This is a genomic window from Pontibacter mangrovi (assembly GCF_006385705.1).
GTDB classification, from domain to species: Bacteria; Bacteroidota; Bacteroidia; order Cytophagales; family Hymenobacteraceae; genus Pontibacter; species Pontibacter mangrovi.
Window position 1 is genome coordinate 1 of sequence record NZ_VFRQ01000012.1, and the last position, 25864, is coordinate 25864.

24 protein-coding genes, 1 rRNA gene and 2 pseudogenes are annotated in these 25864 nt (G+C 54.7%); 11 read left to right on the forward strand and 16 right to left on the reverse strand.

The features are described from left to right. Positions 1–75, forward strand: a 5S ribosomal RNA gene (rrf, locus tag FJM65_RS21815); the annotation flags it as partial. Positions 76–437: 362 nt separating this feature from the next. Next, a complete protein-coding gene (locus tag FJM65_RS17700; RefSeq protein WP_140623171.1) occupies positions 438–914 on the forward strand; it encodes a hypothetical protein in 477 nt (158 codons plus the stop codon). A 116-nt stretch (positions 915–1030) separates the two neighbouring features. Here FJM65_RS17700 and FJM65_RS21570 read toward each other — a convergent pair. After that, positions 1031–1887 (reverse strand): annotated as a pseudogene (locus tag FJM65_RS21570) (IS3 family transposase); the annotation flags it as partial. Positions 1888–2149: 262 nt separating this feature from the next. Here FJM65_RS21570 and FJM65_RS17715 point away from each other — a divergent pair. After that, the gene (locus FJM65_RS17715; protein WP_140623178.1) at positions 2150–3319 is read left to right on the forward strand and encodes an IS110 family RNA-guided transposase; all 1170 of its coding nucleotides are present in this window, start codon (positions 2150–2152) and stop codon (positions 3317–3319) included. 33 nt (positions 3320–3352) lie between these two features. Here FJM65_RS17715 and FJM65_RS17720 read toward each other — a convergent pair. Beyond that, a pseudogene (locus tag FJM65_RS17720) lies at positions 3353–3619 on the reverse strand (transposase); the annotation flags it as partial. 243 nt (positions 3620–3862) lie between these two features. On the opposite strand from FJM65_RS17720, the gene FJM65_RS17725 reads away from it, so the two are divergent. The 3 genes from FJM65_RS17725 to FJM65_RS17735 all read left to right on the forward strand — a co-directional run bounded on the left by FJM65_RS17725 (position 3863) and on the right by FJM65_RS17735 (position 5049). Beyond that, positions 3863–4039 (forward strand): winged helix-turn-helix domain-containing protein, encoded by a 177-nt coding sequence (locus FJM65_RS17725; RefSeq protein WP_140623180.1) that lies wholly within the window; start codon positions 3863–3865, stop codon positions 4037–4039. A gap of 215 nt (positions 4040–4254) precedes the next feature. Next, on the forward strand, positions 4255–4734 hold the full coding sequence (locus FJM65_RS17730; protein WP_140623182.1) for a MauE/DoxX family redox-associated membrane protein: 480 nt from the start codon (positions 4255–4257) through the stop codon (positions 4732–4734). 30 nt (positions 4735–4764) lie between these two features. Further along, on the forward strand, positions 4765–5049 hold the full coding sequence (locus FJM65_RS17735; RefSeq protein ID WP_140623184.1) for a hypothetical protein: 285 nt from the start codon (positions 4765–4767) through the stop codon (positions 5047–5049). Positions 5050–5292: 243 nt separating this feature from the next. On the opposite strand, the gene FJM65_RS17740 is transcribed toward FJM65_RS17735, so the two are convergent. From FJM65_RS17740 to FJM65_RS17765, 6 genes are all read right to left on the reverse strand, one after another. Beyond that, positions 5293–7341: a protein-disulfide reductase DsbD family protein gene (locus FJM65_RS17740; protein WP_140623187.1), complete on the reverse strand. Its 2049-nt coding sequence runs from the start codon at positions 7339–7341 to the stop codon at positions 5293–5295. Position 7342: 1 nt separating this feature from the next. Beyond that, positions 7343–7804, reverse strand: a complete 462-nt coding sequence (locus tag FJM65_RS17745) for a protein-disulfide reductase DsbD domain-containing protein (RefSeq protein ID WP_140623189.1) — start codon at positions 7802–7804, stop codon at positions 7343–7345. Between the two features lie 17 nt (positions 7805–7821). Then, on the reverse strand, positions 7822–9156 hold the full coding sequence (locus FJM65_RS17750; protein ID WP_181163772.1) for a RagB/SusD family nutrient uptake outer membrane protein: 1335 nt from the start codon (positions 9154–9156) through the stop codon (positions 7822–7824). A 54-nt stretch (positions 9157–9210) separates the two neighbouring features. Beyond that, positions 9211–12426: a SusC/RagA family TonB-linked outer membrane protein gene (locus tag FJM65_RS17755; RefSeq protein ID WP_140623193.1), complete on the reverse strand. Its 3216-nt coding sequence runs from the start codon at positions 12424–12426 to the stop codon at positions 9211–9213. Between the two features lie 77 nt (positions 12427–12503). After that, the gene (locus FJM65_RS17760) at positions 12504–13868 is read right to left on the reverse strand and encodes a TlpA disulfide reductase family protein (protein ID WP_140623195.1); all 1365 of its coding nucleotides are present in this window, start codon (positions 13866–13868) and stop codon (positions 12504–12506) included. A gap of 62 nt (positions 13869–13930) precedes the next feature. Continuing rightward, a complete protein-coding gene (locus FJM65_RS17765; RefSeq protein ID WP_140623197.1) occupies positions 13931–14251 on the reverse strand; it encodes a hypothetical protein in 321 nt (106 codons plus the stop codon). 763 nt (positions 14252–15014) lie between these two features. Here FJM65_RS17765 and FJM65_RS17770 point away from each other — a divergent pair. The 3 genes from FJM65_RS17770 (at position 15015) to FJM65_RS17780 (ending at position 17938) form a co-directional block, all read left to right on the forward strand. Further along, entirely contained in the window at positions 15015–15440 is a 426-nt protein-coding gene (locus FJM65_RS17770) for a helix-turn-helix domain-containing protein (RefSeq protein WP_140623199.1), read from the forward strand. 260 nt (positions 15441–15700) lie between these two features. Beyond that, positions 15701–17218, forward strand: a complete 1518-nt coding sequence (locus tag FJM65_RS17775) for a sensor histidine kinase (RefSeq protein WP_140623201.1) — start codon at positions 15701–15703, stop codon at positions 17216–17218. Between the two features lie 42 nt (positions 17219–17260). After that, entirely contained in the window at positions 17261–17938 is a 678-nt protein-coding gene (locus tag FJM65_RS17780) for a LytR/AlgR family response regulator transcription factor (RefSeq protein ID WP_140623203.1), read from the forward strand. A 60-nt stretch (positions 17939–17998) separates the two neighbouring features. Here FJM65_RS17780 and FJM65_RS17785 read toward each other — a convergent pair whose 3' ends face one another. Further along, positions 17999–18280 carry a hypothetical protein gene (locus FJM65_RS17785; RefSeq protein WP_140623205.1) on the reverse strand — a complete coding sequence of 94 codons (282 nt, stop codon included), beginning with the start codon at positions 18278–18280 and terminating at the stop codon, positions 17999–18001. Between the two features lie 239 nt (positions 18281–18519). Here FJM65_RS17785 and FJM65_RS17790 point away from each other — a divergent pair, with 239 nt between their 5' ends. Then, a complete protein-coding gene (locus FJM65_RS17790) occupies positions 18520–18972 on the forward strand; it encodes a hypothetical protein (RefSeq protein WP_140623208.1) in 453 nt (150 codons plus the stop codon). A 123-nt stretch (positions 18973–19095) separates the two neighbouring features. Continuing rightward, positions 19096–19644, forward strand: a complete 549-nt coding sequence (locus tag FJM65_RS17795; RefSeq protein ID WP_140623211.1) for a hypothetical protein — start codon at positions 19096–19098, stop codon at positions 19642–19644. A gap of 206 nt (positions 19645–19850) precedes the next feature. On the opposite strand, the gene FJM65_RS21660 is transcribed toward FJM65_RS17795, so the two are convergent. The 7 genes from FJM65_RS21660 to FJM65_RS17825 all read right to left on the reverse strand — a co-directional run bounded on the left by FJM65_RS21660 (position 19851) and on the right by FJM65_RS17825 (position 25669). Continuing rightward, positions 19851–19976: a hypothetical protein gene (locus FJM65_RS21660; RefSeq protein WP_262710952.1), complete on the reverse strand. Its 126-nt coding sequence runs from the start codon at positions 19974–19976 to the stop codon at positions 19851–19853. 258 nt (positions 19977–20234) lie between these two features. Next, positions 20235–20831 (reverse strand): hypothetical protein, encoded by a 597-nt coding sequence (locus FJM65_RS17800; RefSeq protein WP_140623213.1) that lies wholly within the window; start codon positions 20829–20831, stop codon positions 20235–20237. Positions 20832–20901: 70 nt separating this feature from the next. Next, positions 20902–22113: a thrombospondin type 3 repeat-containing protein gene (locus tag FJM65_RS17805; protein ID WP_140623215.1), complete on the reverse strand. Its 1212-nt coding sequence runs from the start codon at positions 22111–22113 to the stop codon at positions 20902–20904. A 127-nt stretch (positions 22114–22240) separates the two neighbouring features. Next, positions 22241–22831, reverse strand: a complete 591-nt coding sequence (locus FJM65_RS17810) for a hypothetical protein (protein WP_181163773.1) — start codon at positions 22829–22831, stop codon at positions 22241–22243. A 36-nt stretch (positions 22832–22867) separates the two neighbouring features. Continuing rightward, positions 22868–23827, reverse strand: a complete 960-nt coding sequence (locus tag FJM65_RS17815) for a dienelactone hydrolase family protein (protein ID WP_181163774.1) — start codon at positions 23825–23827, stop codon at positions 22868–22870. A gap of 38 nt (positions 23828–23865) precedes the next feature. Further along, a complete protein-coding gene (locus FJM65_RS17820; RefSeq protein WP_181163775.1) occupies positions 23866–24696 on the reverse strand; it encodes an alpha/beta hydrolase in 831 nt (276 codons plus the stop codon). Between the two features lie 13 nt (positions 24697–24709). Further along, on the reverse strand, positions 24710–25669 hold the full coding sequence (locus tag FJM65_RS17825) for an acyl-CoA desaturase (RefSeq protein ID WP_140623224.1): 960 nt from the start codon (positions 25667–25669) through the stop codon (positions 24710–24712). Positions 25670–25864: the final 195 nt, after the last annotated feature.

Here is a 25864-nt window from a genome sequence, read left to right on the forward strand (position 1 = left end):
TCCGAACAGAGCAGTTAAGCCCGGGCGCGCCGATGGTACTGGGGTCACACCCGGGAGAGTAGGTGGCCGCCAACCCCAACAAGAAGGGCCCCTTCCCACGCGGAAAGGGGCCCTTTCTTTTTTACACCCTTTAGCGCGCATCTTTTGGAGCAGGCACGGATCTGCGTTACATCCAGGTACTGCTAGGCCATCGGTCCAGCAAGACCATGGAGATCTACACCCACATCACCTCCCACGTATTGGATAAAATCGTCAGCCTGTTGAATAATATATAGCAATCACCTATATTAGCTTAAATATATAAACACCTGCGCACTTCAATCCCAGGAACCAAGTCCAGGCTGCAAAGAAGAGCGAAAGCACGCCGCAGCAACTACGACCATAGTGCAGATAAACGTATGTTGTCTTATATACTATAGTTGGGGTAAACTTAAAGTATGGAAATCGCTTCAATAATTGCAGTGTTAATAATGGCTGTTTGCCTTTTACTCACTGTTGTCTTTTTAGTGGGCTATTTGATAAAAAGAAGAAAAGCACGATTAAGAAATGCAGCTATCTCTTTTGCTACAGCAGTCTTATCATTAGGCTTACTGTTAGTAGTTGAAGAACTATTCTTCTCTTACAATTTTAGAAATAAAGAAGAAGTTTTAGTTGCTTCCAGAGAAGCGCCAATCGGTGGAATCCTATTGAAGCTTTATGAAGACAATACTTTTGAAATAGGTGGATTCAGAGAAGTGAAATCATCTGGTACTTACGAACTGAAATCAGATACTCTCTTTATAATTGCCACCGACAGTCCAAAGCAGAGTGGATACATAACCCAAACCTCTTTCATTATCAGAAAAGGGTATTTGGAAGAAGTGGAAGATACTGGCATTGGGTTTTTAGAAGTTCACGTGAATAAACTAAAATAAGAAAAGCTCTCCCCAACACGGCACATAAGGTATACTTCGGCTGGTGCCTCTGTCGGCTCCCCAGCTTTAGAACCGTTTGGAAGTTGAGTTTTCAACAAAATGAGCCCCTCCCAATTTTAGGACAGCGCTAAAGTAGAGGATTCGGGTTTCTCTATATTCTCTTTTATCCACTCTTCCGGCGTTTTGTCACCCAATGAACTGTGGGGGCGGAAACAGTTATACTCCTGCCGCCAAGCCTCGATTTTCCCCCTTGCGTCTTCCAGTGAGAGGAACCAGTTCACGTTCAGGCACTCATCCCGAAAGCTGCCATTGAAGGACTCGATAAAGGCGTTATCCGTCGGTTTGCCGGGCCTGGAGAAGTCCAAAGTTACTTTGTTGTCATAAGCCCACCGGTCCAGTGCCTTGGAGATAAACTCGCTGCCGTTATCCACTTTGATACGCTCCGGCACCCTGCCGTGTTGTTGCTTCAGCCGCTCCATCACGGCCACCACCTGCTCCCCTTTGATGCCCTGGTCCACCTCGATGGCCAGGCATTGGCGGCTATAATTATCGACTACAGTTAAGCCGCGGAATTTGCGGCCGTCGAAGAGCTGGTCAGCCACGAAGTCCATGCTCCAGCAGGCAGATTCGTGGCGGGGACTTGTTCCAACCGGTGGGCAGCGGCCCGGCAGCGTCGGGGCCGCAGGCTTCTCAGGTTTAGCCCTTCCAGCTTATAGAGCCGGTGGACGCGCTTGTGGTTGTCCGGCCAGCCTTCCCGGCGCAGCAGCGTGTAAATCCGCCACATGCCGTAGCGCACCCTCGTCTGGGCGATCTGGCGCATGCGCGCCCGCAACACCAAGTCCCTTTCTTTCCCTTGTGCCTTATAGTACCAGCCTGAGCGGTGGAACATCACCACACGGCAAGCCCGGTGGATGGAAACCCGGTAATCAGTCAGCAACGTCACGGCCAGCGCCTTGAGCTGGGCTGGCCTCAGAACTCATATCTTAGAATCATTCAGAAAGAATACAAGTAAAACAGGTAAGGAACCACAGGCAGGATGGCAAAAATACCTCAGAGCAAGTACACCATGGGTGATACTGAAAAAAAGGGAGTTCCACCTGCCTGCTGCTTCCCTGAAGCTGAACAGTACTTACAGACATCTCGCCTCAAGGGATGATCTTGCATAAGACCATGAGAAAAGTTTTGGGAAGAGCATCGGTTTCAAGTCTTTTTTACATCTCTTAACATCACAGGCCATGAAGATCATCAAGCAATCAGTAAGCGCCGACATCGCCAAAGACAAGTTTGACGCCTGCTTCTCGGTGCTCACCTCCGAGCACCGGGTGGTGGTGAAAGCCACTCGCAAGTTCGCTAACACCTCAAAAGGCTTTGCTGAGTTTGGCAGGTGGGTGAGCAAGTGGGAGAATCTCCAAGTGGAGTTGGCCGTGGTCATGGAGGCTACCGGGGTATACTATGAGAACCTGGCTTGGAGTCTGTATCAGGCGGGCCGGAAAGTGGTGGTAGTGCTGCCAAACAGAGCCAAGCAGTATACCCAGAGCCTGGGCCACAAGTCCAAGAACGATAAGCTAGACGCCAGAGCCCTGGCCCATATGGGCGCTGAAAGACAACTGGAGCCCTGGCAGCCCATGAGCCGGCAGCTCTTTTTGTTGCGTAAGCTCACGCGGGAACATGAGCAGGTCCAGCAGATGCGCACCGAGGCTAACAACCGCCTCCATGCCGAGTCGCATTCCATGCTGGAGAGCAAGAGTACCGTAAAAAGGCTCCGGAAGACACTCCAGCTGTATGAGGCACAGCTACAGGTTATCCAGCAGGAAATAAGGGCCACCATTGAGAGTGATGCTTTGCTCAAGGCCAAAGTAGGGAAGGTCACCACCATCAAGGGAGTGGGGCTGCTGACGGCGGCCACCGTCATCGCCGAGACCAATGGCTTTGCCCTCTTCACCAGCCAGAAGCAGCTCACCAGCTACGCCGGATATGACGTGGTGGAGAACCAGTCGGGGAAACGGAGCGGCAAGACCAAGATCTCCAAGCAGGGCAACAGCCATATCAGGAGGATACTGCACATGCCCGCCTTCAATGCGGTGAGCCGAAACGTGCCGGTTTGCCGTGCGCTTTATGAGCGCCTGACGGGGAAGGGGAAAAAGAAGATGGTGGCTTACGTGGCCGTGCAGAAAAAGCTGTTGGCTCTCATCTATACTTTGTGGAAGAGAGATGAGGCTTGGCAGGAGGACAGATACCAGCAGCAAACAGAAGAGGGCATCCAAAGCCTGGAGGCCGGAGCCTCTCTTTCAGGTGTCAGCGCAGCTGACAGAAGCACAGTAGCCCCGGCAGTGGCCAGGGCTACACAAGATAAGCATCCAGTACCTGTCGGCCCGGGAGCTCTCTTTCAGGTAAGGGAAAGATAAGAAAAAATCAACTAAAATGCTTGACTTTTAAGACAGTACCTTTTTTTTCAGTACGTCCTGCAGCATTTGCTTGTCCAGGCTCAGGTCTGCCACCAGCTGCTTTAGGTGCCGGTTTTCCTCCTCCAGTTGCCGCAGTTTCCTGAGCTCTGACACTCCTAAACCACCGTATTTCTTCTTCCAGTTGTAGAAGGTGGCCTCTGATACGCCCATCTTGCGGCACACTTCTGCGACAGAAACACCTGTCTCTGACTGCTTGATGGCGAAGATGATCTGCGCCTCCGTAAATTTTGATCTTTTCATGGCAATTCGTTTTGTTTTAATACGACAAATTGCCCGTTTTCTCTACTTTATAACGGTTCGGTTTTCCGGGGGGAGGTCAAAAATGAAAATCACTTCTACTACCACCACTACTCCTCTTCTTCCGGCAGCCATTTGACCTATACCTGGAGGTCAGGCCCGGGAGCGAGCTCCTATCGTTTCCTTACCTTACCAACAATTGACAGTGCTGGCTGAGCAACAGCCCGCCCTAGAAACCCTGCTGCGGTGGCTGGTACTCCAATATTGCGCCTTTTTCATAAGGACCTGTTCACGCGCTCAGCCTGGGAGCGCTACCTGGACCTGCTGCAGACACATCCGCGCATTGAACAGAAAGTATCCAAGGAGGTGATCGCCTCGTGCCTGGGCGTGACGCCCCAGTCGCTGAGCAGGCTCCTCCGCTAAAATGGTCACCCATAAGCTGCTGCAAGGCACATCCTAGGTTCAGTCTTTTCCTATCCTTTCATCATTCATTTCCTAACATAAGGTAAAGTATTTAGCCCACCTTACCCGCTACCTTTATATAAAGCTTTCAACTAGTCGGCGTTGTAGCAAGGGATGCACCAATGCTGCTATAGCGCCTTGGGAGCTGTCAAAAAAAAACTCTTAGCAGGTAACTTATGAAGCGAACGAAATCTTACCTGAGGTGGATCAGGCTGGCTTTGCTGCTGCTGTGGGTATACGCGGCCGTGAGCAAGCTGCAGGAAGTAGAGGTGTTCTACATGCAGTTACTACGCCAGCCTCTGCCTGTCTGGCTCGCACCCTACCTGGTATGGGCACTACCCGCCATGGAACTTATTGCTGCGGGCCTGCTGGTTTTCCGGCCATCGCAGGCAGCAGGCCTTTGGCTTTCGCTGGGGCTGCTGCTTCTGTTTTCGTGCTATGTGGGCCTGGCCGTGCTGGGCGTATGGCAGGAGCTGCCTTGCGCCTGCGGGGGAGTGCTCAGCCAGCTGGGGTGGGGAGAGCACCTGGTGTTCAACCTGCTGTTCACCGCGTTGGCGGTTTGTGGACTGTACCTGTGCAAGAAGCAAAGAAGAAGGGGGGGGATCGGGAGAGCTGCCTCTTCAGGTGCGGCGGCCTACCAAAGTGGCGGCCAATAAATTAATTTCTCAATTTTAATTTTTCGCATTATGAAAAAGCTAAAAGTAAATTTCCTGGCGCTGGCCGCTGTCTTGATGGCCGCCGGCACAATGGCCTTCAGTGCACCAGCCACGCTTCAGTCCGGATGGTACCTGGTAGAAGGGGACGCCATTGGCAGCCCGACTTCAGGCCCTGGCGGGGATTGCAGCACGCTCTACACCAACAGGCTGTGCATGGTGCAGCTGCAGCTGGATGAAAATGAGCCAATCCCGCAGACGGTCTCCGAGGCAGAGGCCAATGATCAGGTGATAGCCAAAGCCCATCGACAGTTCTAAGGGCTAAACCGGTCAACAGGCAGGTACTTTGGGCAGTAGACGCTACTCTCTGGAGTACCTGTTTTGCTTTGGAGACAAAGCTTATCAGAAGCGTGGGCATGGAAAAGGCGCCCCGGCAAAACCAGGACGCCTTAACAACCAAACTCACCTTAAACTTTCTTACAGGGCTGGTGAAGGGGAAAGCAGGGAGGCCAGTACCAGACCAGCCTCCGCAGCCAACACAAACACCAACACATTTTTATTTCATGGGAACAGGGCAGCGGGCGCCGGTTCCTCATCATGTTGTTGCAGGCTGGTCTCAGCGGCCTGCCTGTCCAGGGCGGACAAGCCGCAGCGCAGCCAGTCGGCATACGCATCCTCCTCAGGGGTATACCCGATAGGCTGGTTGAGCAGCTGCATGTCCGGGCTTAGAAGCACGTAGAGGGGCTGGGTCACCTGCCCGAAATTAATAGCCTGGAAGGTAGCCCACTTGTCTCCCACGGTGCGAATTTCCTTCGTGCTCCCATCGGGGCCTGTATAGGGGAAGCGCTCCGTGAGCGGCAGTGACTGGCGGTCGTCTACATAGAGGGACACAAGGATCACCTCCTCCCGGAGCAGCCGTGCTACGGCGGGCGCTGTCCACACCTGCTCCTCCATCTTGCGGCAGTTCACGCAGGCATAGCCGGTGAAGTCGAGCAGCAGCGGCTTGTGCTGCTCCCTGGCCAATTGGAGGGCCCCGTAGAGGTCGTTCACTACCTGCGTTTGAACAGTCCCATGCATGTTCGCCTGGAAACCTCCACGACTATAGAGGCTGTAACTCCAGGGCGGGAGAAACCCACTCAGCAGGTGCAGGCTGCCTTGGGGTATATTGCCCAGGCCCGGGGCCAGGTAGAGCGCGAAGAGCAGGGCCAGCACTCCGACGAACCGTCGCATCCGCTCAATCCCCTGCCCGCGCGGCTCACCGGGAATGCGCAGGATTCCTAGCAGGTAAAGACCAAGTCCCACCGCCAGCAGAAGCCATAGCCCGAGAAAAACTTCGCGCTTAAGCAGTCCCCATTGGGCTACCAGGTCTGCATTGCTCAGGAACTTGAGTGCCAGGGCTAGCTCCACAAAGGCCAGCGATTTCTTCATTGTGCTGAGCCAACCCCCGCTGCGGGGCAGGCGCTGCAGCCATCCGGGAAAGAGGGCCAGCAAGGCAAAGGGCAAAGCGAGCGCCAGCCCGAATCCGGCCATGCCCGCGGTCAGCTGCCAGGCGCCACTGTCCGAGGAAAGGGAGCCTACCAGCAGGGTGCCCAGGATCGGTCCGGTGCAGGAGAAGGAGACCATCACGAGGGTGAGCGCCAGGAAAAAGATGCCGCCCAGGCTGCCCAGACCTGCTTGGGCGTCTGCCCTGTTTGTCAGCCTGCCTGGAAGCGTGAGCTCAAATGCGCCGAAAAACGACAGGGCAAATCCCACAAAGACGGCAAAGAAAAGCAGGTTCACCCACACATTGGTCGAGAGGCTGTTGAGGATGCCCGGCTCCACGCTATTAAGCACGTGAAAGGGGAGGCTGCAGGCCAGGTAGATCACCAGGATGCAGAGGCCAAAGAGCATACCGTGACGGAGTGCCTGCCGGCTGCCTTCGGAACGGCTGGTAAAGAAAGTCACGGTCAGCGGCACCATGGGAAAGACACAAGGTGTGAGCAGGGCCAGCAGTCCTCCCAGGAAGCCTAGCAAAAAAACGGTAGGGACTGAGCCGTCGCTGCTAGCCGTTTCCCCGCAGGCCGAAGCCCGCGACAGGTCCAGGGAAGCCAGCTGCAGACTGCCCGAGAGGACTGCGCTATGCTCCTGCCCATCCGGAAGTGTCACGCGCAGCTCCTCCCGCAGCGGCAGGAAGCTACCCTTCGTGGCAGCAAAGCCGATGAGGGTCAGGGAAAGGGAAGTCGGTACGGGCCCCTGTATGCAAAGGCGCTGCTCCAGCGCCAAGGTATCGCGGTACACCTTCACCCATTTGTTTTCCAGGAGCGGGTCCTGCAGGCGCACGGGCGGCACCAAGGAGATCGGGGTTTCCAGAGTAAGAAGCGGGTCCTCAGTCGTGAGGCGCGGGCCCTCCAGGCCCAGAGCTGCATCCCTTTCAGCGTACAGATGCCAGCCCGGCTGGATCGTGCCGCGCAGGGTCAGGAGGTAACTATTGTCTGGCTGCTTTGCTGCTGATACCTGCCACTGCACCGGGCTTTGGGCCGAGGCAGTCACCAGGCTGAGGCTAAAGAGCAGGAGGAGCAGTCCCTTTTTCCGGAAGAGGGGGAGCATTGGTTTAGAGATCCAGGTCAGCATCTTAGTCCAGTGGTATGGTGAACGCTATGGTTTGGGGCGGAAGGCAGCGCGTCGTATCACATGCCATAAATTCCACCGTGCCCGAAAGGGCTGTCGTGACAGGGCTGCGTAGCCGGACTTTTTGCTCGAACGTGACCGTGTGGCGGTAGTAGTGTACCTCCACGCCGAAGGTCTTGTCCTGCTTCAGTTGGCCCATTCCCTTTTCCACAGCGCTGCCCAGCGGCAGCACCATGGGGTTGGGATGAAACGTGATGGTGGTAGGCAGGAGGCCTCCCTTCGCGGTATACTGTGAGTAGATCGCCCAGGGGCTGTCCATCGTTGCTGTGAGCAGGACCTGATAAGTTTGGGGCGCTACGCGTTCAGCCTGAAATGTCCACTGCACCGGCTGGAGGCCTTGCGCCTGGATGCTTCCGGAAAGAAGCAGCCAGCACAGAAGGGGAAAAACAATTTTTAAAGTAGGCATAGGCTAAAAGTGAAAGGTTAACGGGGGTTCTGAGGCAGACCGCTGGCCTGCACGACATTGTCCGGGATGGGCCACACATAGCGCGGGTCGTTGGGCGGCAATTCATAACGCTTGCCGTCTATGTGACGCACCAGGGTTTTGGCAAAGCGGGGGTCTTTGTTGAGGCGGCGCAGGTCCTGCCAGCGCACTCCCCGGAAAAGCAGCTCTTTCCTGCGCTCCTCCAGGATGCGGCCCAGCACGTCCGGGGTGTTATCCGTAGTGAGAGGCTCGAAAGCACCCGCCTCATAGCGGCGTGCAAGCAGCTGGTTGAGCGTATGCAGGGCCTCTTCGGGCTGGCCGAGCCGGGCCAGGCACTCAGCTTTGGTCAGATACAGTTCCCCGGTGGTAAGGGCCGTGGATAAACTATAAAAGCCCTCATAGGATCCCTTGAAGGTGAGTTTATCCCCTTCGTAGTAGAAGAAAGCCTGCCGGCGCAGGTCCAGCGTGTCGTAGGATTGGTACAGCACCGAGTCTACCTGCACGCGTCCGGCAAAGAGGATCTCTAGCGCATACTGGTTGCTGTAAAAGACAATCTCCGGATTCCCAACTCCCTGAGTGGGGAAGGGGAAGGCGGCGCTGGTGTCCAGGGTGTTGTAATCGAGCAGGGTGCTGCTTAGCTGTAGGGCACCTTCCGTGGAGGTCAGCGCCTGCTGGTAATCTCCCAGCTGCAGGTAGGTGCGGGCAAGCACCTGGCGGGCGGCTGCCTTGCCCGGGCGCTGTGGCACGATGGCGTGTTCCGGCAGCAGGGCCTCGGCTGCTTGCAGGTCCTCCAGGATCTGGCGGTAGGTCTCGGCCACAGACTGACGTGTCGGCACGGCTCCTACGTCGGCAGAGAGACGGAGCGGGATGCCCGGATCCTGCGCTGCGGTAGCTGCATCGTAGGGTTTGGCAAAGAGCTGCGCCAGCTGGAAAAATGCCCAGCCACGGTGGAAGAGGGCCATGCCTTTCGCCTGACTCCAGGCCGCCTGCTGCGCGGGCGAGGGCTGGAGCTTCTCCAATCCCTCCAGCACGGTGTTGGCGTAGAGAATGCGGCGGTAGGCATAGTCCCAGTCATTCACCGGCTGGCCTTCATATACCTCCTTAGCCCAGATGTAACCGTTCTTCTCCTCGGGCCGGGGCAGCAGCTGCCAGGTAGCCGTAGAGACGTAGTAGTCATCGGAGCCGAACTCAGCGAGCGCATGCGAGGTGCCGGTGTTCATCACAGCGCCGTGGTCCAGCAAGGCCTGCAGGTCTTCCAGGGTGGTAGGCACCACCAGGGTCTTATCGGGCTTGAGCTCGAGGAACTCCTTTTCGCAGGAGGGTAGTGCAGCCAAGGTCAGCAGGCATAAGACCCAGGTACATAAATTTCTATTTTTCATTTTTTTGATCTAAAAGGTTAACTGTAGGCCGGCAGACAGGCTGCGTGCCGGCGGATAGGTAGTATTCACATAATCCGGGTCCAGGCCATAGCCGTTGGCCCGCCAGAGGATGCCCAGGTCCCGGGCATAGAGAAACAGTTTCAGCTGCTGGAAGGGCAGGGCTTTTTGCTGCCGTGCAGCAAAGGTGTAGGCGAGGTTCACGTCCTGCAGCCGCACATGGTCTCCCTTCTCCACGAGCATCTCGCTGTAGGTATGGTAGCTCTCCCGGCTATAGTTAAGGGAGACTGGCAGGGAGGGTACCTGAGTGCGGGCCTCGTCCCCGAGCTGCTGCCAGCGATCCCGATAGTCCACATGGGCTACTCCACTATTAATCAGCTGGCTGTAGTCGATGCTGCTGCGGCGGAAAAAATAACCTGCCTTCCATGTCAGGTTGGCGCTCAGCGAGAAGCCTTTCCAGGTAAAGGTGTTGCGCAGGCTGCCAAACCAGGTAGGCATAGCGCTGCCATGGTAGACAAGGTCCCCTGGCGTCAGGCTCTGCTGGTAGGCGCTGTAATTGGTGCCCAGCTGCCCGTCAACAGGTACAAGGGGGTCGCCTGACTCGGGGGAAAGACCATGCCAGGGGTAGCTGTATACGGCTGCAATAGGTTTGCCCACGATAGGGGGCGGGCTGGCAAAGAAATAGGTGTTGGTGCTGACGGCAGGGAGCTGTCTTTCCTCATAGCCGGTGACTTGGCTCTGCACGTGGCTTGCCAGCACGTGCGTTTGCCAGCCGAAGGCACCGCTGAGGTTGTCGGAGCGGAGCGCCAGGTCCCAGCCGGTGGTTAGCACGTCGGCATAATTGATCCGGTTCCGCACAAAGCCGTTAGGCCCGGAGATAATGCCTGAGGTCGGGTCGATAAACACGTCTCCGAGCAGGTCTGTGCCCTGCTTGCGGTAGTATTCCAGGCTGCCTGTAATGCGGTCGCGAAAGAACCCAAAGTCAATGCCCGTATTGAGCGTGGCGGTCTTCTCCCAGCGCAGCTGCGGGTTGCCCGCGCTGCGCAGGATGGCGAAAGGCAGGCGACTTAGCGGATCTGCCGATACGTAGGAAATCGTGGGATAGGCTGTCACGCTTTTATTGGTGTTGCCGGCCAGGCCGTAGGTGGCGCGCAGCTTGAGTTGGGAGAGCCAGTCCTGCTGCAGGAAGTTCTCTTCGCTCATGAGCCAGCTCAGGCCCGCTGACCACAGCGGCACGCCTTTCTGGTTGGTCTTCACCCCATAGAGGTTGGAAGCGTCCCAGCGGCTGCTGGCTGAAAGGGTATAGCGGTCACGGAAGACATAAGAGGCGTTGGCATAGTAGGAAAGAAAACGGTCGGTTAATTCCTTGCGCTGGGTACTGGGAGCGGGAATGCGGGCCCCGGAGCTGGGAAGGGTCTTATGAAAGGAGCGAAAGTCCAGCATGGTCTGCCCCTGCGCCACCTCCGGGTTATAGCCATAGAGGATAGCGCCCGGGTAGCTGATCTGGCGTGTCTGCCGTACTTCGGCGCCGCCCAAAGCGCTTAGGTAGCCCTGCCTGCCCACTTCATGCGTATAATCGAGCTGCAAGCGCCCGGAATGAGCTGCCTGACTGCCGGACCACTCGGAAAGAATGCCGCCTAGGGGAATGATGCGGGTACCATCGGGTTGCGTAAAACGGTTGATCAGGTTGCGGGCGTAATAGGTCTCGACAGTATTCAAATCAGTGGTGCTGTTGCTCTGGTGCTGGTATTGGTAGAGGGCGCGGGCTTTCAGGCCCGGTAATAGCGCATAGGCAAGGCTTCCGTTCAGGCGTGTTTCCGTCGCTGTATTGGTTTTGTCCCGCAGCCGGATCTCCTCCAGGGGGCGGAACTGCCAGTCCAACAGGCCTATTTCCGCTGCGCGGCTAATGTAGGCGTTGCGGTAGTCCCGCACAATGGGCAGGGCATTGCCTTCGGCGTCGGCCAGTTGGGCATAGGGGTAAATGTTGGTCCAGCCGGCGGTGCTCAGCCCGCTGATGCCCAATCCGTTCTCTTCTGCCTCACGGCCGGTGTAGGTCAGGCCGGCAGTCAGTTCCAGTCTGGGCAGGGGACGTATGGTGTTTTGGCTTGTGAGCGTCACACGGCGGTCTTCGTTGCCAATCAGGCTGGAGAGCCCGCGGTCATAGCCGGCGGAGAGGTAATAGCGATATGTGTCGCTTCCGCCGTTCAGGTTGAGGGCATACTGCTGGTGCAGGGCCGGACGGTAGAGGTGCTCGAGCGCCTCATCGCGTACGTCTACCTGGCGCATGGCGTTGATGCGGGCGCTGGCTTCCGCTGCCGAGAGCTGCCCATCCCGCTCCTGTATCCAGGTTTCAACAGCTGGAGAGAGCGTCTTGCGATCATTCTCCGGGTAGAAGCCCCGCTCAAAGAGTATGCGCTCAATGTCTATGAAGTCGGTGGCGGGCAGGAAGCTGCGGTTGTAGTGCAGGTCTGGCTTCTCCGTAAGTTGCACATTGGTTTGGAAGGATACCTGCGGCGTCTGGTGATAGCGTCCCCGTTTGGTGGTGATGACGATCACCCCGTTTCCGGCACGTGCCCCCCAGATAGAGGCGGCCGCGGCATCTTTTAAAATGGTCACACTTTCCACATCATTAGGGTTGATGTTGGCGATGTCCCCTTCGTAGGGGAAGTTGTCCACGACAAGCAGCGGCGCAGTATTGGCGTAGAGGGTGCTCAGGCCCCGCACGCGCAGCTCGGGCTTGCTGTCGGTGCGTTCGCTGTATAGGCCGCGGCGGTCAAAGGCCAGACTATTAGCCACCCCTTCGAGGCGGCTGATGACGTCCTGGCCGGTGCTTCGGGTGAGCAGCTCCCGATCCACCTGGGTAAAGGAGCCGGTGGCCCTTTCCTGCGGGATATCCTGGTAGCCGGTGGAGACCACGGTCACTTCCCGCAAGTTGGTGTTGCGCTCGGCGAGGGTCAGCTGTAGGGGCGAGGCCGGAAGCCGCTGCAGTGGCATCTCCCGCGGTTCAAATCCCAGGAGAGTTACCAGCAGCGTGTCGGGCAGGCTGGTGATAGGCAGCGAGAAATTGCCGCCCACATCCGTGGTGGTACCGGCACGCCCGCTTTTAAGCAGGACGGTGACTCCTTCGAGAGGGATGCCGTCTTTGTCTGCGCGCACCGTGCCCTCCAGGCGCTGCTGCGCATACAGGCAGGCTGGCGCCAGCAGCAACAATGGTAAACTTCGTTTCATCAGATTTTATAGTTTATAAAGGTTAGAAATGGTATTGCTTCATTCAGCCATCGACCTAGCCTGGCCTTAGGGTAAGGCTATTTTGAATGGAACTTCTGTTCCACCTCCGAGATCACCAGCATGTCGAGCTTGCGACGCGCCGGGCGAAGGTCCAGGCCATAGTCTTGCAGGGCCTCCCGTACCTGGTCCAGGTCGCTGAGGGGCTGGGGCAGGCGGATGTCGATGTTGCCGGTGTAGCCGGTCTCGTCCACGATAGGCAGGGGCTGCAGCTTGTTCTCGTACTGCAGGGCGCTCACCAGGTGGCGGAAGGGTTTGTTTAATAGCTCAAACTTTTGCGCATCAACGCTACGCTGTTCGCTGCCTCCTTTGCTGGCGAGAAAGTCTTTGCGGGAAGTGCGCACGAGCACCAGGCAGTCCACCTTGCGGCGCTGCAGGGAGCCCCGGATGCCCAGGTACTGGCTGAACAGGCGGTTAAGGTCCTCCAGCATGATGGCGTTAAGCGTTTCCCGTGGCTGTTCCTGCGGAAGGACCAGGCTATAGCAGTACATGTTCTCATCCATCCAGTTCAAGAAAGGGGCATCGGTAGCATAATCCCCTGTTAAGGTAGGGGAGCCCTCCCATACGATGCGCTGGCGGATGGAGTCGGATACTTCCAGCAGCAGGCGGTTGTGTTGGTCGTGAAAGCGGAAGACCTCGCTGAAGGCTTCGAAGTACAGGTCCGGCAGCGCAACGTTGTAAGCCAAAATGCGGTCCTTTCGGCGGGAGGTGCCGCCAATGTCAGCCGGCAGGCGGGAAGAGAGGGCCGATTGGTAGAGAAGTTGCTCGCCCGGGCCACCGTTGCCGTTGACAAAAAGCGGCTTGTCCTTCTCCAGCCGGACTTCCTGTTTTGTTTTGAACTGAAAGCCGGTGCCGGCAAGGGCAGCGCGGATGTTCCCGGCTGTGGCATATTCTCCTCCCGTAATCGCCAGTACGCGGCCGTCCCGGATCCATACCTGGTGGGGGATGGCCTGGTGTGGAAAGAGGCGGCGCAGCACGGTATCTGAGGTAACGGTGGGCAGGCGCCAACCACGCTTCTGCCAGAAGGGAGCGACTTTGCTCAGCGGCTCGTCCGTGACAGGTAACACCACCAGGTCCTCCCCAAATTGCTGCTGCAGGGAGTCAAGCTTATGGAGAGACTTGACGCAGGGGGCGCACCAGGTAGCCCAGAAATCTAATAGGAGCAGCTTTCCTTTATAATCTGAAAGGCTGGCCTCTGTGAAGGAGGCGTTGTGGATGTTCGTTAGGCTCACATCCGGCACCGGATCGCCTACGGCAAGTCCGGAAGGGGTGGGAAGAGCCTGGGCAATGGCCTTGCCCGGCTCGAGGAAAAGCTGCACGAGCCAGAGCAGGGACAGGCAAAGTATGGTCTTTGGAGGATGGAATGATCCTACGGAATGTTTCATGATCAGTGGTTTAAAAGTGAGTGATGGAATTGATGTGTAAGCGTCATGAGTCTGGATATGGCTTATTCAGGAGGCGCCACGAGCAGCGTCCAGTTGGGCGTCAGGTATAGGCTCAGCTCCTCGAGTGCCAGGGCCAGGGAGGGAGGCGTGGCGGTATCATCTTCCAGCCGGTACAGCGCTGAGATTACGGTACGTAGCTGCTCGTAGAACGAGATGAGCCTAGTGGTGCGGACGGTGGAGAGGCCGTCGTAGTTTGCCTTCAGGGCCAGGATAAACCAGCGCCTGATCTCCAGCTGCACCTCCTCTTCCGGGTGGCGGGCGCAGAAGGCCTGTAGGATGTCCAAAGGTGCCAGCGTGTTGGGGCTTTCAAATGCGTTTGCCATAGGTAATCTGAGTTTTAGTTGAGCAATAGGGTTCCTGTCAACCCTTGGTAGGGGCTGAGGGAAGGTCAGGGAGTCAAAGCGGTTGCCCGCCTGAAATACTTCGTATAGCTGGTGTTAGGGCGACACGTGGAGAAGGGGTGAGGCTTACTCCGGAGGGGAGATGAGGAGCATCCAGGATCGGCAAAGTACCAGGGTACTATGGGTGGTTAGGGCCTGTTCCGATAGTGGGAGCGGCTGCTTCTTTCTGGGTAGGTCAGGTAGCGTGTGTAGAGCCGGAAGAGCTTTTGAAGCGTTTTCATAGAGGGTAAGCGGTTTAGTGGTTCGGAAATAAAAGATGTCATAGAGGGCGAGGAGTAGGGCAGCAGCACCTTTTTTCCTTCCTTTGCGGATCAGACGCTGCGCATCAGGCACATAAGTATTCCCTGACCTTCTGGTCCATGCCGGGCGTACTGGCCAGGAAGAATGCGATGTGATTGCGTCCATTTTTTTAAGTTCCGCCTCCTGGGAGGCTGGTTTCAGGTTTGGCTTTTTTTCTGTACTCTGTTAGCTGCGCGAGCAGGAGAAATGCAACAGGTGTAAATATTCAGAAAGTATTATGTGTGAAAGCTGTATATTAGCATCGGGTACAGCCTTACTCTAGCACGAAGATGCAGGAATGGGCACTTGTATGAAATGTGGTACGCTTGTATTAAACAACTGGCAACGTGTGAAATACAAGTAAATAAAAATTGGATTTATTAAATATTATTCCTAACTTATTTCTATGGAAACAGCAGCCAGAAGACGACCACTTCACCTGGGCGACCACGTGAGAAGAATGCGGACCGCTTTGGGAGTGAAGCAATCCGCCTTAGCCAGCGAACTGGGCACTACCCAGCAGAACATCTCCCGCATCGAGCAGGAAGAGGAGGTGGATGATGTGACCTTGGAAAAGATTGGTAAGGCTCTTGGTGTCTCTGCTGAGGCAATTAAAAATTTTGATGAGGAAGCTGCTATTAATATTGTTTCTACTACTTTTAATAGTCATGACAATTCTACCTCTGTAGCTTTTAAGTCTACATTTAACTTTAATCCTATTGATAGCTTGATGGAAGCAATTGAAGAGAATAAGAAATTATATGAACGCCTTTTACAAATCGAGCGGGAGAAAGTGGAGCTACTGGAAAGGCTGCTAAAGGAACAGAAATAATTAAGTTAGTTTAGTATGTGTAAGAGAGCCACTGAGCATAGTTCAGCGGCTCTTTTTGATTTTGGACGCGTCAGCTTCATGAACACTAGATTCCAGTCACCTTAGATCCCGGGGATGGGGCAACAGGCAAAATGGCCTAAAAATTTACTTATGAACGGCGCCGCAGCACAGTTGATAAAAAAACGGCTTATTCATCACAAACTTTAGGCGCTTCATCACTTTTTTTGGGCATCGATAAGGCTTTCTGTTATCATTGATCCATGAATGACCTGGCAATAAAAAACATCGTGGCCGAACCTATCCAACGGAACAAGGTAGAGTTCTGGGCCGCTTCCACTATTTTCGTGTTTGCGCTGTTTTCACTTTCCATCGACTACAGCCCGAACGAGTTCTATTTCAGGAATGCGAACGTGGTTTACCACTACTATGAGCATTTCTTCTGGCCGCAGTTGGTGCGCTTCACGATCATTTACCTGGCCTTCCTGCTTCTTAACTTTAAGGTGGCGCCCAGGCTGATGCGGAAAGAAGCCATCTGGCAGGACATTCTGCTCATGATAGCCGTCTTTGTAGCTGTCGGAGTGGTCACTGGTATCGCAGACACGTACTTCAAAGCTTACCTGCAGACCCGGTTCGACACCTTGCAAGGCTTCTGGAATTACACCTTCCAAAGAAGCTTCCAGGATACCCTGCGGCTGTTGCTCCTGTTCGGTTTCTACACGTTTATCAAATATTTGGGCCTTTACCTGCTCTCCAACTCCTCTGCCATTCAGTCCAAGTACCGTATGGTGACACAGGACGTGATCACCGTCTTTATGGCATGGCTGGTGAGCGTGTTCATCCTGGCTGTATTTGATGTCGGAGAGGAATTAACCGCGATCTGGACTATTGTCTCGCTCAGTGCGATCCTACTATACTTCTTTTCCTTTTACGCGCTCATCCCTAAATCGCTAGCTGCACGGCGCCCTTTCCTGTATTATGAGGTAAGGGTCCTGTTGGTGCTTGCGCTTTCCTTTTTGCCGGTAGCCTTACTGTTACTGCCCATGCTGCATGATGGGGACACGGCGTTTGGGATCAGCTTCTTCAATGCCTTGTTTCAGCTGGTTGTTACAGCGCCAGCTACCTGGGTGTTGCATAGGCGCCAGCAAAAAGGAAGGGAGGAAGTGTACGTGCTGCAGAGAGAGCTGGGCAATTCTGCCGCTAACCTGGATTTCCTGCGCTCGCAGATCAACCCTCACTTTCTCTTCAACGCCCTGAACACGCTGTACGGCACGGCCCTGCAAGAGAACAGCGAGCGTACAGCTCAAGGTATCCAGATGCTGGGCGATATGATGCGCTTTATGCTTCATGAGAACCTGCAGCAAAAAATCTTGCTCTCACGCGAAACAGAATACCTTGAAAACTACGTGAAGCTGCAGATGCTCCGTACCTCTGCCTCACCGGGCATCCTGATTGAAACAAACATTGAGGAGGTCCTGGACCAGAAGTATATAGCGCCCATGCTGCTGATACCCTTTGTGGAGAATGCCTTCAAGCATGGCATCAGCCTGCAGCATAAGTCCTGGGTCAGGATATCCCTACACTGCGACGCGCACAGGCTGTACTTCGATGTATACAACAGCACCCATAAAAAGCAGGAGCAGGACCCGGAGAAGCATGCATCCGGCATCGGGTTACAGAACGTGAAACAGCGCTTGGAGCTGCTCTATCCGCAAAGGCACGAGCTGATCACCCGACAGACGCCTGAGGAGTTCTTTGTCCACCTTACGCTGGAGCTGTAAGTAAAATGTGCGTATATTCATGGGTAAAGTAGAGAATCAAATATGAAGGCTATAGCGATTGATGACGAACCGATGGCGCTGGAGGTGGTACGGTCTCATGCTGCCAAAGTGCCTTTTCTGGAACTGGTCAGCTGCTATACCGATGCCTTCAAAGCGCTGGAGCACCTGCAGGAGGAGCCTATAGACCTGCTGTTTTTGGACATCAAAATGCCCGATATCTCGGGCCTTGATTTCTTTGCAAGCTTGCAGGTAAAGCCCATGGTCATTTTCACTACAGCTTATTCTGAGCACGCTGTGACCAGTTTTGAACTTGACGCCATAGACTACCTGCTGAAGCCCTTTTCACTGCCCCGGTTCATGAAAGCCTGCAACAAAGCACAGGAACTGCTGCAGCTTCGTAGCGCTGCGCCGGCACCTGTCAAAGACTATGTGTTCCTGAAAACGGGCTATGAGCAGGTAAGGGTTTACTATGAAGAGATTCTGTTCCTGGAGGCAGCGGGCAACTACGTGACCTTTGTGCTGGAGGAAAAAAAACTGCTCACCCGCATGACCATCAGCGAAGCCACCGACAGCTTGCCAGCCGATAAGTTTGTACGCGTACACCGCTCTTACATTGTGGCCAAGGACAAGGTAGAGAAGATCGAGCGCCACCAGCTAACGATCAGAGGCAATGAGGTACCTGTGGGGAGCTCATATATGCAGCAACTACAGTTGGTTTGATTGTTAGAAGAATAGGGCTGTTAAAAAAACAATCTTGGCAAAGCCGCTTGCAAAGCTAAATCATGAAAAGCGCACCTGCAGCCCACCTTGCTCCAGGGAGATGTCCATACTTTCCAGCACAGAGCGGTAGTTCGGTTGGGAGGGAGCCGCCAGGTGATGCTCCAGGTCACCGATAGAAGTAGCGCCCGTGTCGCCCTCGAAGAAGCGAAGCCAACGCTCTCCCTCTCCGGCAGCCTCCTCCAACTGCCGGAGCCCGTCGATTAGCTCCTGCGCCTCGTGCGTCTGCTGAAACTCCTGAAGTAGGGCCGTTACGGCCTCCTTGTATGCAGTAGCTCTTGCCATGCCCTATGATGGCTTATTTCTATCTTTATGTGAATCTACTCCAGTGGGAAACTTGAAGCCAGAGCTAAACCCGCGTTCAGACTTGCAGCAGGGGCTTGGTTTTTCTATCTTTTGAACCTTTAAGAAATCTATTTTATGCTATTCTTAGGGAATATGCTTATTGACAGCATTCGGGAGAGGTTCATGAGGATGGGAAACCTAGAGGGTGGAGCATTAAAGACTATTTAATACGAAGACACATGATAGAAAAATTGCAGGAAGAAGACGCGTCAAACAGGCCAGAGAAACTCCAGGCAGCTTATGAGAAGCTGCGGTCCCTGCTTAGTGAGCTCAGCGCCAGGAATATCCCAGCCGACACAGAAGCTGGCGTAAATGCGTTAGTCCGTGAGGTAAATACCAGTGCTGAAAGTGGGGATGCGCTGGCTAAGCAAGTAGAGGAAGCCTATAAAGGGGTTCTGAAACTTGTGGAAAAGGAGCTGCAGCTGGTACCCCGCAATTATCACCGCAATCTATGGATGGCCTTGGGCATGGCAGCTTTCGGTTTGCCGCTGGGGATGCTGTTTGCTACAGCGCTTGGGAATTATGGCCTCATGGGTATAGGGCTGCCCATTGGGCTGGCTATGGGCCTTGGGGTAGGCACAAGCCTGGACAAGAAGGCTGCCGCTGAAGGAAGGCAGCTGTCGGTGGAATAAACAAGGGTTTGTCACAAAAGACCAACAACTAAACCTATTGTTTGGGCTGGGTCCCAGCCCCCAGTCCCATCTACATGCTCTGAGCGTAGATGGCTAAACTTTTAAGTAAAAAGTTATTATGGTATGACCCAGGAGGAATTCTTGATCCAGCACCTGATCGAAGATAAAAGCTATCCTCTCCTTCTACAGGAAAACAGGGAATTGAGTCTTTCTATACTACAGGCATGGTGGGCTACCGGTACTGAATTCAGAACAAAGATCAGAAGGGCAAATACACTGTATACAAGCAGGAAGGGTAACCCGGCGTTTGCTGCCTTTGAACGCGCAGGCAAAAGGGCTTTTTTTGAATGGTACCAAAGACAGCCAAGAATCTGTGCCTGCTGCAACATCGAGGAATATAAGTTGGAGGAGTTGTTTGATACGGGCGCGCTCGAAACGAAAAGGGGGCGGGGCAGGTCATTGGAATTGGAGCGAAGAGACACGCGCTTAAACTTATATACAGAAGATAATTGCGTGCTGGCCTGCTACTTCTGCAACAACCATAAAGGCGACACCATTTCAGAGAAAGACCATCTGCATTACTTTTCGGTTCCCACCAGGCAATACCTGGAAGATAAATACAGCCAGTTTAAAGGGAAAAGACGCCGCATCAAAGTTACGACGGACCATTAGCGCGGTCTTATACTTGATGAAAGGTCCGATAGCTTGAAAACCAGCATCTACTTTGATTGAAAAGGTAACCCCCATTGGTGTCTATTCAAGTTGATGAAAAGGTGGGCGAGGTGCATGCGTACTACATGAGTTATTTTGAAGTCTTTGCTGCTCCTGGGGAAGAAGCTGGACATACTGTCTCACTTTACCACACTAAAGGAAAGTTTCTAATTCGGATTAAAGTAAATGGGCACCTTCTTGGTTTGGTTGGTTGTCTCATCCTTAAGGCTGTAGGTGAGGTGGTTTTCCTTTAGCTCAATGGAGATGTCATTCTTATTCCGGCGGAACACCATGGAAATGGTCTATATAGAAGGTTAGTAAAGCCTCAGTATGATATTCAAAACCCGCAGATAATCCAAAAAAAATCACCATGATAAGATTCAAAAGTTGAATCCGCAAGAATGAATATGGCATAGTGCATCTTCAGCATGGCGCTTGAGTGCTTCCGGTTGATTCTTATAGGACGAGGTGCGACTGGCCTTTTTATTTAATGGGGCGGTGTTAATCAGGTCCAAGAGGGCTGGGAGGTTAAGGTTTACTAGTTGTTTTCCTCACTCAATGATAGCCCGGAAGTAACCGGCTGCGTAACGGTCACCCTTCAGCCTTGTGAACAGCTCTCCCGCAACAGTGTCACCTTGCTCGTAGGTGCCTTTGCTCAGCGTCAGCCTGCTGTACTCCTCAGCGACAGTTGCCCCGTAAGGGGCAATGTCAGACCATTCGTAGTAGTGAGAGCTTGCCTTGTCGCCTACCACGGTGACGGCTATGCCCCAGCCCCCGAATGTCTCCGAGAGCGAGGAGGCGGGTTTGATGTAGAGGAAGAGGGTGTCCCCGCCAAGCCGTGCCTCGGCAAACCGAAGTTCATCGGTGGATAAGCTTGTGTCCCCGACCACGGCATAAGTGACCTTGGAGCCAGCGTAAGCGGCACGCGCAACCTCCGGCCCGGAGAAGCCAGCGTTCAACAGCATCTCATAGGTGACGGAGTCCAAGGTTGGATTATCGGTCACCAGCTCCCGGTGCAGCTCAGGGACTATCCGAACCGTAGCCGGTGTCCGCTCCTGGTTATCAGCTGAGATAGCTTTCCGGTCCCGGCACGACGGGGGCATTAGGGGTAGCAGAAGGAGAGAAGGGAGCAAGATTTTGTTCATCATCCGTACTGAGTAAGGAGTCTGGTAGGTCCCATGTACGCTCTGGCACTGGGAATGTTGGCTTATACTTGCATCACTCAATCCACGTGGAGAGCATCTTGTATTCCCAGCCGCCCCTCCCTTTCCTGATGAGGTACTCGGTGCCACCTAGACCGAATGAGACACGAAGCCGGTAGGTGTCCGGCATGCCATCTACCTTGAACAGGGGGCTGAGGTAGTATTGTTTTAGGGTACTTGGGTAGGTTGCCCTGTGCTGCTTATACGCTTTATCTGTCAGGATAATAACTCTTTCGTCTGATAAGGTAATGCTCTGCACATGCCTGCTGTCACTGACAATGAGCCTAGTAGCCTTGGGCTCTATGAGGAGCATCTTGTAGTTGGCCATATAAGGCACCCTGCTGTACCCATTTGTAGGAGGAATATAGGTATCGGATAGTAAGGCCTGGTATATGACTGAGAAATCTGTTCTAGGCAGGTTAAACCTTGGGTTGGGGTCAAGGCTGTCGATGATACCGTCTCGGTCCGTATCCCTTAGGGAAGGGTCAAGCCCCAGTTTCGCCTCTGTGACATCCGAGAGCCCGTCCCCGTCAGTGTCAGCGATGATAGCTTTTAAGTCAATTTCAACCGTTACACCGTCCTTTACCGCATCGTGGATTGGAAAAAAGTGCTTGGGTGAATAAAACTCCCGCAGGAAAGCCGCCTCGATCTGCAGGCGGCCGCTGTCCTTTAGTAATGGGAGTCTAGAGTCCCACTTGAGGAAGAGTGGCTTACCCTGGGCCAGTCCAGTATAGTAGCACTTCCACTGTTTCGACTCATCATAGAGAGCCACCCATATGCCTTCTCGGGATTCATCGAACCTATCATCTGTAAACAAAATAGCTTGCCCGCCATTCAGGCTGCCTTTCTTGATGATATGTAGTTTGCTTACTCCACTCGTACCCTCCTGCGGCAGGATGCCGTTCTGGACCATGTTTGGAACTTGCTGAGCTTCATAAAACTCTTTGAGTTCCTGCTTTTGCTCCGGACTCATGCTGTAGATATCCTTAAAGGGGGTAAAAGACCTTAACTCCTTTATGTGTATGTGCGGCAGGCGAAACGATAGTATCTCCTCCCTGCTGGCAGGCTCCAGAGACGGGTGATGCAGCGAGTCGTAGTAGGCCTCCTGCTCGCTGCTGAAGTACTTGTCCTCTTCATGGCTCTGGGCGTGCAGGGGCTGAGTGGCCAATATAGCGATACTTAGTAAAGCCACGGCTCTTATGTATAGGAAGGTCTTTAATATCGTCATAGCATACTTAGTATGGCACCCGTGCGTGAGTGTAGTCGCTCTGGTTGAAAGTTATACTGACTGGTCCAGCGCGAGGCCTGAACATTGCGGATATTACATAGCTGCATCAGGTCAGCTGCAAGGAGCATCACTGGCTGCGCCAAAGCTTCTGCCACCATTTCTGCTTGGTCCTGGGAGAGGTGCTGCCCCACACCTGACTGACCAGCTCGTTATCATAGATGTAGTGTATGGTCGTTTCCCCTCCCTCTATGATAAGCCCCTGCTCATTGCCAAGGATGGTCGCCAGCACCCTGTCCTGCTTTGCGCTCAGCAGGAACCTCTCCTCATCGAGTTCAAGCTCCGCTTCGTCTTCTGCCCCGGTGGCTGGATAAACCGCTACGGCTCGTTTTGCCCTCAACTCCCGCAGGAATGCAAAGGACTGGCCGATGACGGTGCGGGGGCTGAGGATGGAGAACCGGAGGAAGAGGCGAGGCACTTCCCGCTCACCCGGAGCCAAGTCGGCACGCAGCTCAGTCAAGCCAAGCTCACTCCTAATTTCAAAGCGATAGCTTCCCCAACCTGTACTTGAGCTAGGGCTAGGACCGCCAGCCATGTATGTGGCTCCGCAGCTCTCCAGCATGCTGATTAGCTCCGCTTGTGGGATGGGGTGCTTAAACTTCACTTCCATCAGGTATGATTCTGCTCCCATTGTCTTAGGTTTCTTTTTACATCTTTTCATACGAGGTGTAGTCCATAAAACATAGGAAGGAAAAGACTACTCTTTTTCAAGCCACGCTCTCCAATCCGCGGCCACCATGTCCCAGCCGAAGTCATCATAGTTCACCTCGTCGTTACGGCCCATGCCGAAGAAGTTGTGCTCTCGGCCCACGTAGGGGGTGAAGGTGAAGTTATCCTTTTTCTCGCGCATAACCTCCAGGCGCAGGTAGTCGAAGAAGGGCGCAGCGGTGTCCTCGGTGCCGTAGGCCACCAGCACAGGTATGCTCAGCTTCAGCAGAGAGGCCATGGGCGGCTGTGAGAAGCTGTAGATGGATTTGTAGGTGACCTCGCCCTTCACTTCGTTGTTCCCGTGGTCGCGCACCAACTCTTCCCAAAACCGGAACTGCTCCTCTGCTGCCGTCCCCAGCGAGTCGTCCTGTTGCCTTATCTGGGAGAGGGTGGTGGCCATCCTGCCCAGCGGATTGGTACTGGAAAATATCAGGTGCGTCACGTCTTTGGACACCTCTGCAAGCTTGGCGGCCACGGCAGCCCCCTCGGAGTGACCGGCAACGACCACTTTATCCCCAACCCAATCCTGCCGCTTCAGGTACTTTACCGCAGCCTTGTTTCTATGGGCGTAGTAGCTTAGGTTGTCCCGCTGTATGTACTCCTGTGGGAAAGTGCCCGTCTGCGGGTCTAGGTAGGCCATGTCCCTGCGCAGCGTGCTGGCCGCGCGGATGAGCGGCACGTATGGCTTGCCGATGATGGCAAGATGGTAGTCTTCCAGCAGGATGTCCGCATTAAAGGGGAAAACCATGTATGGCTTCCCGTTCTCATTGATAAGGATAAGGGGCTTGGGCAGCGAGCCTTGTATAAAAAGGAACAGCGGCTTTTTTACCTTTTCCTCCCCTTGCCTGGAGAGCACCAGAATGTCGACGGTGTCCTTTTGGAAGCGCGTCTGCAGGTGCCTGAAACCGAAGTCCTCCGGCTGGCGGGCCTGTGGCCTGGCCTGAAACATAACTAGCCAAGAAAGGTGGAAGAGTATAAGGGCCTTTCTCATCCTTTTAGCTTTTGGGTAAAGTGCATCAGGGCTTTGACATACAAGTCCCCGAAACTTTTCTTGGTCAGGGTCATGAAGCCCTCGGTGTGGTTGCCGCTGTGCCTGAGGACCTCCCTGTTGCCCCGTTGCCGGGCGATCTGCTCGCTGTCCGCGACCGTGGTGAACTTGTCCTGCTCGCCAGCCACCAGCAGCATGGGGCACTTTAGCTTCCTGAGCTTGGAGGCATAGGTGTCGGCACCCGCAGGCAGGGCAATGTCCCGGCCCTTGATTTCCTTTATCCTTGCCACGTAGGCGCTGGGGGCGTGCACGAAACCTTCGCCAATCAGGAAGTCCGCTTTCTCCAGCTGCAGGGCGATCGTGGCCACGATGGTGCCCATAGAGAAGGCCAGCACGCCTGTTCTGTTCCCCCGCGCGTTCTGCTTCGTCCACCTGAGCACGGTGGCAAGGTCGGTGGCGAACTCGTTGTAGTAGAGGTGGAGCGGGTCAATCTCAAACTCTGAGCTTTTTCCGAAGCCCCGGTAGTCGAAGGCCACTACGGTGTACCCGGCTTCGGACAGCGCCTTGATGTGGTGGAGCCAGTAGGACATGTTGCCACTGTCTGCATAAGAAAGCACCAGCGTGGTCTTTTTGTCCTTCTCCGGGGAGGGCTGGATGAGCCATGTGTTCAGTCCATAACCATCGGGGGTACTCAGCACCTGCTGTTCATAGCGCATCCCTAAGCTGTCGGGCGTGGCCACGTACTCCTGCGCAGGCTTTATCGCATAACAGTCGAAGGAAAGGGCCAGGAAAAGTAGGAGGAGAGTACTTTTGATTAAAGCTCGTTTCATACCCATGTTCGTATTAACACTGCTTCCGGACAGGCCGCTGCTTATCACTCTCCTGCCAGGGCCAGCTCCACCGGGTCAGGTGCGGGGTGGCGCGTTGCTTTAGGGTCTGGTCTTTTCCCGCCTCCTGTACCGCCCATACCAGGCCCAGGTTCTGGAAAAGCCGGATCATGTACCAGCTGAAGTCAATCTCATACCATTTCAGGCCAAAGCGGGCACTGGACGGATGGGCATGGTGGTTGTTGTGAAAACCCTCGCCGAAGCTTATCAGGCCCAGAAACCAGGTGTTCTTACCGCTCACGTCTGCCTGCGCAATGCTGTACTGGCTGTAGCCGTAGGTGTGGGTAACAAAACCCACAAACCAGTGGCCCAGCATGGTGAGGCTGATGCGCAGCGCCATGGTCACGACCAGGGCCTGCCAACCAAAGAGCAGCCAGACAAGTCCGCAGGCCCCGAGCACATGCAGGTACCAGGTCTTATCCAGCCAGATGAGCCAGGGATCTTCCAGGTCATCGGCAGGAATGGCGTAGCGTTCCAAATTGCCGGGCAGGTAGCTCACGTGCAGGTACCACCAGTAGTCTTTCCAGAGCGAGTGGTGGTACTGAAAGTAGCGGGGCGTGTCCTTCCGGTTCTGCCAGTAGTCCCGGATGTAATGGAGCTTTAGCCAGGAGAGGGGGCTACCCAGGCCTGTTAGCACAAACAGGTAAGCCGTCAGGTTACGGAAAGCCCGGCTGCACTGGTAGCTGCGGTGAATAATGCCGCGATGCAGGCCGACCGAATGGCCGATGCCCACGATAAAGAAGGTGAGGAGAGCTGAAGCCAGGCTAAGCGTCCAGGAGGCTGCCTCCCAGGTGAAGGCGATGCTGGGAAACAGGAACAGGTACAGCCAGGCGGTTTTCTGCCAGTTGAACAGCACCCGGTCGCCGGGATGCGCCACCGGGTGCTGCCGCACCGCGGTAAGAAGGGGCTTGGTCATTGTCGTTTGTTTTCTTGCTCGGGTGGATGAGGCGCTTTGCCTTTGGCACGGGGCACGGCCGAAAAGCGCACTTCACACCCTTTTGCTGGATGAATTATCGAATATAGAATATATTTGGTATACTCGCAACCTGGTCTTGTGAACGGTGACAACAGCCAACGGGCACCGATACTGTGCCTGGCTTGAAAGAAATCC